Annotated in this window: 1 protein-coding gene; it reads left to right on the top strand. The window is 64.2% G+C overall.

The genetic code is table 11. From position 1 onward, the window contains the following. On the top strand, positions 1 to 917 hold a 917-nt coding region (locus C7G61_RS42870; RefSeq protein WP_145963834.1), incomplete at both ends, for a chemotaxis protein CheA.

Genomic DNA, 917 nt, shown 5'->3' on the forward strand with positions numbered 1-917 from the left:
AGGAAGGCGTCATGAAGACGCGGATGCAGCCGATCGGCAATGCCTGGCAGAAGCTGCCGCGCATCGTCCGCGACCTCTCCGGCGAACTCGGCAAGCAAATTGAACTGGAAATGCACGGCGCCGACACCGAACTCGATCGCCAGGTGCTCGACCTGATCAAGGATCCGTTGACGCACATGGTGCGCAACTCCGCCGACCACGGCCTGGAGACCCCGGCCGAGCGCGTCGCCAGCGGCAAGGGCGAGCAGGGCACCATCAGGCTCTCCGCCTATCACGAGGGCGGCCACATCATCATCTGCATCGCCGATAATGGCCGCGGGCTCAACACCGAGCGGATCAAGGCCAAGGCGCTGCAGAACGGTCTCGTCAGCGAGACCGAGCTGGAGAAGATGACCGAAGCCCAGATCCACAAGTTCATCTTTGCGCCGGGCTTCTCCACGGCTGCCGCCGTCACCTCGGTCTCCGGCCGCGGCGTCGGCATGGACGTGGTGCGCACCAATATCGACCAGATCGGCGGCACCATCGACATCAAGTCGGTGGCCGGCGAGGGGTCTTCCGTCACCATCAAGATCCCGCTGACGCTCGCCATCGTCTCGGCCCTGATCGTGGAAGCCGCCGGCGACCGCTTTGCGATCCCGCAGCTCTCGGTCGTGGAACTGGTGCGGGCGCGCGCCAACTCCGAACACCGCATCGAGCGCATCAAGGACACCGCTGTCCTGCGCCTGCGCAACAAGTTGTTGCCGCTGATGCACCTGAAGAAGCTCCTCAAGATCGACGACGGCTCCTCGTCCGACCCCGAGAACGGCTTCATCGTGGTGACGCAGGTCGGCAGCCAGACCTTTGGCATCGTGGTCGACGGCGTGTTCCACACCGAAGAAATCGTGGTCAAGCCGATGTCCACCAAGCTGCGGCACATC

This window comes from Bradyrhizobium algeriense (genome assembly GCF_003062295.1).
Classification (GTDB): Bacteria; Pseudomonadota; Alphaproteobacteria; order Rhizobiales; family Xanthobacteraceae; genus Bradyrhizobium; species Bradyrhizobium algeriense.